The sequence below is a fragment of the Nitrosomonas sp. genome, from assembly GCF_022842015.1.
Classification (GTDB): Bacteria; Pseudomonadota; Gammaproteobacteria; order Burkholderiales; family Nitrosomonadaceae; genus Nitrosomonas.
On sequence record NZ_JALHQJ010000111.1, the window covers coordinates 1 to 5,769 of the forward strand.

At 49.2% G+C, this 5,769-nt stretch carries 6 protein-coding genes and 1 pseudogene; 5 read left to right on the forward strand and 2 right to left on the reverse strand.

Annotated elements, in window-relative coordinates:
- From Q0C11_RS14185 to Q0C11_RS14205, 5 genes and pseudogenes are all read left to right on the forward strand, one after another.
- Nucleotides 1-348 (forward strand): annotated as a pseudogene (locus Q0C11_RS14185) (bifunctional 3,4-dihydroxy-2-butanone-4-phosphate synthase/GTP cyclohydrolase II); the annotation flags it as partial.
- Between the two features lie 63 nt (nucleotides 349-411).
- Nucleotides 412-894, forward strand: coding sequence for a 6,7-dimethyl-8-ribityllumazine synthase (ribH, locus tag Q0C11_RS14190; protein ID WP_293009067.1), 483 nt, complete (start codon nucleotides 412-414; stop codon nucleotides 892-894).
- Nucleotides 891-1,391: a transcription antitermination factor NusB gene (gene nusB / locus Q0C11_RS14195; protein WP_293009069.1), complete on the forward strand. Its 501-nt coding sequence runs from the start codon at nucleotides 891-893 to the stop codon at nucleotides 1,389-1,391. The genes ribH and nusB overlap by 4 nt, the downstream gene beginning before the upstream one ends.
- Nucleotides 1,392-1,403: 12 nt before the next feature.
- The gene (gene thiL / locus Q0C11_RS14200; protein ID WP_293009071.1) at nucleotides 1,404-2,375 is read left to right on the forward strand and encodes a thiamine-phosphate kinase; all 972 of its coding nucleotides are present in this window, start codon (nucleotides 1,404-1,406) and stop codon (nucleotides 2,373-2,375) included.
- The gene (locus Q0C11_RS14205; protein ID WP_293009073.1) at nucleotides 2,356-2,904 is read left to right on the forward strand and encodes a phosphatidylglycerophosphatase A; all 549 of its coding nucleotides are present in this window, start codon (nucleotides 2,356-2,358) and stop codon (nucleotides 2,902-2,904) included. The genes thiL and Q0C11_RS14205 overlap by 20 nt, the downstream gene beginning before the upstream one ends.
- A 523-nt stretch (nucleotides 2,905-3,427) precedes the next feature.
- On the opposite strand, the gene Q0C11_RS14210 is transcribed toward Q0C11_RS14205, so the two are convergent.
- Nucleotides 3,428-5,017, reverse strand: a complete 1,590-nt coding sequence (locus Q0C11_RS14210; RefSeq protein ID WP_293009075.1) for an IS66 family transposase — start codon at nucleotides 5,015-5,017, stop codon at nucleotides 3,428-3,430.
- A 49-nt stretch (nucleotides 5,018-5,066) separates the two neighbouring features.
- Nucleotides 5,067-5,657 (reverse strand): IS66 family insertion sequence element accessory protein TnpB, encoded by a 591-nt coding sequence (gene tnpB, locus Q0C11_RS14215; RefSeq protein ID WP_293009077.1) that lies wholly within the window; start codon nucleotides 5,655-5,657, stop codon nucleotides 5,067-5,069.
- Nucleotides 5,658-5,769 lie beyond the last annotated feature (112 nt).

Consider the following 5,769-nt stretch of genomic DNA (forward strand, 5'->3'; position numbering starts at 1 on the left):
CGCGTGCATGAGCCGCTGTCGGTCATAGATCTATTGGATATTTACGATAATACGCATTCTTGGAGCGTTCATGATGCCATGAAGTTGATTGCCGAAGCGGGGCAAGGTGTTATCGTTCTCCTACATCGCAAAGAAAGTCCAGCTAAATTGATTGAGCGCGTTCAATTGAGGGAATCTCGTTTTCCCGGCTCAATCAAGACGGATCTTCGTGATCACGGTATTGGCGCGCAAATACTGAAAGATCTTAACGTAGGAAAAATGCGACTGATGTCAGCGCCAAGAAAAATGCCCAGCGTGACAGGATTCGGCTTGGAAGTAACCAGTTACGTGGATACGCCCAACCTATAAAATTTAAATTTTTAGTGATCAAGAATGGATCACGATTAATCAATAGACTTACAGGAGTAAGATATGCCGTACTATGACGATATTCTTGAATTTGAACCAAATCTGGATGGAGCTGAACTGCGTATCGGCATTGTCATGAGCCGTTTTAACATTGATGTGGGGGAAGGTTTACTCAGTGCCTGTACCGCAGAGCTTAAGAAAAATGGTGTGCAAGATTCGAACATACTGCTTGTGACCGTGCCTGGAGCATTGGAAATTCCACTGGCATTAAAAAGAATGGCTCTGTCCGATCAGTTTGATGCGTTGATTGCATTGGGTGCGGTAATCCGGGGAGATACTTATCATTTTGAAGTCGTTGCGAACGAATCCGCGCGGGGCTTAATCATGGTACAGATTGAAACAGAGATTCCTGTCGCCAATGGGATATTGACTACGGATAATGATGATCAAGCGATTGCCAGAATGATCCAGAAAGGAATGGAATCTGCGCAGGTTGCATTGGAAATGGCTAATTTGCATATAAAAATTGATGAAATCGATTTATGAGTAGCACGCTGACCGACACAAATTCCACCACAAACCAAAAGACGGATAAACATAAAAGCCGCCGCCGGATTGCACGCGAGTTTGTGTTGCAGGGCATTTATCAGTGGCGTGTTGCTGGCGGCACGGCGAATTTTATTGAGCAGCAATTACGGGAATCCGAAGAATTTAAGCATGTAGATGAGAAACACTTCGCGAACTTACTGCAAGGTGTGCTCAAGGATGTTGAGGGACTGGAAAGATGTATCCAACCCTGCTTGGACCGTCCTTTAAATGAACTAAGTCCGGTGGAATTTGCAATTTTATTATTGAGCACTTTTGAGTTAATGCATTATCTGGAGATTCCTTATCGCGCAATTATCAATGAAGCGATAGAGTTAGCCAGAACTTATGGTGGTAGTGATGGGTATAAATATGTGAATGGCGTGCTGGATAAATTGGCGATTCAATTGCGCGCTGTTGAGATAGCAGCACCAAGAATGTCAAGAAATCAAGTTTAGTATTAATACGGCGTGTGTTCAGAGTTCGATATTATTCGCCGCTATTTCAAACGGACTGCAACTCAAGCAGTGCTGGGAATTGGTGATGATGCTGCACTGATTAAAGCCACTGACAACAAAGAATTAGCTATCTCAACGGATGCTCTGGTGTGTGGTAAACATTTCTTTGCAGACACTGATCCTTACAAACTTGGATGCAAATCCTTAGCAGTTAATCTCTCGGATATGGCTGCAATGGGCGCAAAGCCTCGCTGGGTTTTGCTGGCTTTGACGTTGCCGGACAATTTGGCGCAAAATAATAAAGCCTGGTTAAGTGAATTTAGTGCGGGGTTTTTTGCACTGGCCGATTCGTATCAAGTGGAGTTAATCGGTGGAGACACGACTTCCGGGCCATTGAATATCGGTGTGCAAATCATAGGGGAAGTCGAGGTAGGCAAAGCATTGCGCCGTAGTGGCGCCAAACTGGATGATGATATTTGGATTTCCGGCCGATTAGGCGACGCTGCCTTGGCGCTTAATCATGAGTTACAGCAAATAACTCTCGAACCCAATGAGATTGCGTACTGTCTGCCTGCATTACTGACACCAACCGCAAGGATTGAGTTAGGACAACATTTGATCGATCTGGCGCATAGCGCTATTGATATATCCGATGGATTAGTGGCGGATCTGGGGCATATCCTGACCGCTTCTGAAAAAGCGGCCTACATCAATATGACCGATATCCCATGCTCGCCGGTATTAAAAAAATACTTGCAGCAATCTCTGGTAATGCGCTGTTTATTGGCCGGCGGAGATGATTATGAATTATGCTTTACAGCCCCGAAAATAAATCGCGACAAAATTAAAAATCTTTCTGCTAAATTGGCTGTTCCTCTTACTTGCATCGGTGAGATTCTTTCGGGTGAGGGCTTGATTGTGAAAGATGCCAAGGGGAATGCAATCACATTGGAGACCAAAGGATATGACCACTTCAGTGCCTAAAGCCTATGACTTGTCGAGCGACCAGTCTACTCAATTTCAACCGGATTTTGCTTTAATTTGCAGTCATCCCGCCTATTTCATCGCTTTTTCAGGCGGTGTTGGATTAAGCCCCATCGCTCCCGGCACGATGGGAACACTGGTTGCATTTCCATTGTTTTGGCTACTTAATTATTATCTCAATCCAATTTATCTTTTATTATTGATAGACATCATGTTTATTGTAGGCATCTGGGCATGCGGTCTTAGCGGCAAGGCTTTAGGTGATCCGGATCACGGCGGCATGGTCTGGGATGAAACCGTGGCATTTCTTCTGGTTCTTTTTTTTACGCCGGCTGGATGGGCGTGGCAGTTAGCCGCATTTATTCTATTTCGCCTGTTTGATATTGTTAAGCCGCAGCCTATCCGATACTACGACCGCAATCTGGAAGGCGGTTTTGGCGTCATGTTTGATGACATGGTGGCGGCGTTTTTTACGTTACTTTGTTTAGCCGGGTGGAAAGCCTGGGTGTTATCCGAGGGGTATTTTTAGCAAAAATTTCTTCAACATTTGGGTTGTGTCTGGATAACCTAACCTGGTTAGCTTGCCTATTCATAAATTTGTACTTCAGTCTTGTGCGAAAGGAGGACATTCGCCAGCAAGCTCAAAAGGAGACTGGAATCAATACCGAATTTTATCCTGGTGGGGATACTGAAGTATTGCTGAAAGCTTCGACTGATCCTGGCAGCTTCGATATCTATGAGTAGTGGTTGGATAGCATCAAGATATTATTATGGATGGCAAATGCTATTCAGCCAATCGATATCAAAAAACTGAAGTATTAGTATGAAATCAACGTCTTAAGTAAGACTGGACGATTGGCTGATCAGGCGTTGATTGATCTTGGCGATGCACCCCAAAAATATTGCACTAACAGCCTGATGGTTCGCTCGGTCCTACGGTTTCCAACCAAATCAGTTTTCTGCCTGATGTAAATAGTCGTCCCTGAAAAAGTATCAAACAACAGTTGTTCTGGAAAAGCCACCCGAGAAAAGTAAGCCTCCAACCCCACCACCTAGCCACATTCCTTCAGCAATGCTTCAATAGCCTCCGGTGCGAACGGCAGCAATTCATCGATTCGGCTGTTAGACCAGGCGGGGAGTTTTTCGAGGGTGCCGGCTAGCCATTGTGCGGGGTTAAGGCCGTTGAGTTTTGCGGTGCCGAGTAGGGTTTGGATGGCGGCAGCACGTTTCCCGGCGCGCTCGGAGCCGGTGAACAGCCAGTTTTTCTTGCCGAGCGCGATGGGGCGAATAGTGTTTTCGACGGGGTTGTTGTCAATTGGCAGGTGTCCGCTGCCGGCGTAGCGGATTAGGCTTTGCCAGCGCTTCAAGGTGTAATCGATGGCTTTTGCGGTGCCGCCGCCATCGGCGGTATGAAAGCGGGTTTGCAGTAACCAGTCGTGCAACGATTGCAGGATCGGCAGGCTTTTTTCGGCACGCAGTTGTTGCCGTGCTTCGGTCGATAAGTGCTTGCTTTCGGCTTCGACGGCGTAAAGTTTGCCGATGCGTTGCAATGCTTCGAATGCAACGGTGCTGGCGTTGGCCTGATGCAGATCGAAGAATTTGCGGCGCGCGTGCGCCCAACAACCGAGTTCGGTGCAGTTGCCGACGAGGGTGAACAGCGATTTGTAACCGGCGTAGTCGTCGACAACGAGATGACCTTGCCAACCGTCGAGGAAGTCTCGCGCATGTTTGCCACTACGGCTGGTTTGGTAGTCGAATACGATGATGCGCGGCCCCGACTCAAAATCGTTGCTGCGATACGCCCATAGGTAGGCGCGCTGCGTTTTTCCGTTACCGGGATTAAGTTGCGCCACCGGGGTTTCGTCGGCGTGCAATACGCGACCTTGCAATAAGTGCAAAGTCAGCCGGTCAACCAGCGGTTGCAGTGCCACGCCGATGCGTCCGATCCATTCCGCCAGCGTGGAGAGCGATAAAGTGACACCTTCCCGCGCGGCGATTTGTGCGATGCGATACAACGGCAGATGATCGAGGTATTTGGCGATGGCGATCCAGGCGAGCAAGCCGGGTGCTGCCATGCCGCCGTCGATGACGGCGGGCGGCACGGGTTCGGCAACTACGGTTTCGCAACACCGGCAGGCGTATTGCGGGCGGATGTGGCGGTGCACGAAGAATTCGGCGGGTTTGACGTCGAGTTGTTCGGTGACATCTTCGCCGATTTTGACCAGCTCGCTGCCGCATTGTTTGCATTGGCAGGATTGCGGTTCGTGGCGGTGTTCGATGCGCGGCAGGTGATCCGGCAACGGCTGGCGCCCAGCGCGTGCACGCTTGGTTCTTTGCGGAACCGGTAGCGGCAGTTGCTCGATTTCCGCTTCAATGGCCGAAATATCGGTTTGCCAGTCTTCTTCGAACAAACTCAACTGTGGTTGCGACAGTGCTTCGCTCTTCACGCCGTAGCGAATGCGGCGCAAATGGGCCAGTTCCAGCGTCAGCGCCTGATTCTTCCCTTCCAGCAGTTTGAGCTCGTTCGCTTGTTTTTTTGTTTCGTCGAGTAGCGTTTGAATCAGATTCGATACCTCGACTTTAGCCTCTGGCGCGAGATTCAGATGATCCAATTCAATCGACTGTTTTACGTGCGTTTTCATGGCGTTATTATACCGCAAAAACCCATGAGAAATGGCGTCAATATTGGCTTTAGCTATATTTCATCCCGCAAGATTGCAACCCCAAACGATGCCAATCCACCCCGGCAATCAACCACTCCCATTGCGGCTGCGTCAACACAATGCCACCTTCGCCGGAATGCTGCCAAACAAACCGTCCCCGATGCAAACGCCGCTGGCACAGCCACACGCCGGTACCATCCCACAGCAACACTTTGATGCGATTACCCGCGCGATTGCAAAACACAAACGCCGAACCCGAACACGGTGAGCGCTGTAACGCCCGCTCCACCAACACCGACAAACCGTCGATCCCCCGGCGCATATCCACCGGCGCAACCATCAACCAAATCTCCCCCGGATTCGTAATCAAAGACACTTCAACAATTCCCCCAACCAATGCGGCGATACCGTCGACGGCAGTTCCAACACATGGTCGCCCCGTCCGCGAAGACATATCGTATTCGCTGGTATAGGCATTGGTTTGATCGTTACCGGAACCAATGCAGGTGACCGAACGACCTGACCAGCACGATGCTCGCGAGCCCAATTGCCAAACGTCTTGGTATTCAAACCATGTTCCCGGCAATAAGCCGCCTGAGACATCCCGCTGGTTTGCCATGCTTCGATATGAATTCGTCGTGCTTCTGATGATGACATCGTTCCTCCTTGTGAAAAGTTTGAGGATAGCGATGATGTATCAGGGTGTTAATGTGGAAGGGTTGGAGGCTTAC

Excerpts from the sequence above, each read along its gene's own strand:
- ribH (WP_293009067.1), top strand. The coding sequence starts at position 412 with ATGCCGTACTATGACGATATTCTTGAATTTGAACCAAATCTGGATGGA.
- Q0C11_RS14205 (WP_293009073.1), top strand. The coding sequence starts at position 2,356 with ATGACCACTTCAGTGCCTAAAGCCTATGACTTGTCGAGCGACCAGTCT.
- nusB (WP_293009069.1), top strand. The coding sequence starts at position 891 with ATGAGTAGCACGCTGACCGACACAAATTCCACCACAAACCAAAAGACG.
- tnpB (WP_293009077.1), bottom strand. The coding sequence starts at position 5,657 with ATGGCAAACCAGCGGGATGTCTCAGGCGGCTTATTGCCGGGAACATGG.
- Q0C11_RS14210 (WP_293009075.1), bottom strand. The coding sequence starts at position 5,017 with ATGAAAACGCACGTAAAACAGTCGATTGAATTGGATCATCTGAATCTC.